This window comes from Cryobacterium sp. MLB-32 (assembly GCF_000738085.1).
Taxonomy (GTDB): domain Bacteria; phylum Actinomycetota; class Actinomycetes; order Actinomycetales; family Microbacteriaceae; genus Cryobacterium.
Genome location: NZ_JPRS01000545.1, coordinates 1 through 813 on the forward strand (window position 1 = coordinate 1; position 813 = coordinate 813).

The window sequence follows — 813 nt, forward strand, 5'->3', positions numbered from 1 at the left end:
ACGCCTGGCCGATGCTCTTCTTGTGCGCGTAGGCCGCCATCACGGGCAGCTTGGCGAGCAGGCGGATCGTGGAAATCTCGACCTGCTCCGGGTCCTTCGGATCAAGGGAATCCTGGTAGAACGTCGACAGTGCGGACACACCGGAGGCGAGCACGCTCATCGGGTGGGCCTTGTGCGGCAGGGAATCGAAGAAACGGCGCATGTCTTCGTGCAGCAGGGTGTGGTGACGGATGCGGTCGTCGAAGTTCTCGAGTTCGAGCTGCGTGGGCAGTTCTCCGTAGATAAGCAGCCATGCCGTCTCGAGGAAGCTGGAGTTCTTGGCGATCTGTTCGATGGGATAACCGCGATAGCGCAGAATACCCTGCTCGCCGTCGATGTAGGTGATCGCGGAGCGCGTCGCCGCGGTGTTCACGAAGCCATAGTCAATCGTGGTGAGACCGGTCTTCTTCGTGAGCGTCGAAATATCGATGCTCGACGCGCCGTCGGTGCTCTCCACAATGGGAAACTCCGCCGTGCCTCCCGGGTAGCTAAGAGTTGCCGTCTGCGGTTCCACAGCAGTTTCCTGCTCTGGTTCGTTGGATATCGTTTGCTGCGCGACGTCGGTCACGGAGCCTCCCTGAGTCTCGCTGCGTATGGTGCCGGGCGTTCGCCACGGCATATTCGTGCGCCCGGCAAACTCGTTCCGACTACAGCCTAAAGGGCCGGACGGCCTACTGTTGCATCCGCCAAGAGTTCGGGTGTTTCATTATCGATGTTCCACACACCCGTGTTTACGGGGTGGAACGCGCCCTGTCGGCATGCCTCGAAGACACG

General features: G+C 60.6%; 1 protein-coding gene. It reads right to left on the reverse strand.

Annotated features, from left to right (window positions below; genetic code table 11):
* Positions 1–607: citrate/2-methylcitrate synthase (locus tag JF66_RS19865; RefSeq protein WP_369798078.1), on the reverse strand; the 607-nt coding region annotated here is incomplete at its 3' end.
* Between the last annotated feature and the right edge of the window lie 206 nt (positions 608–813).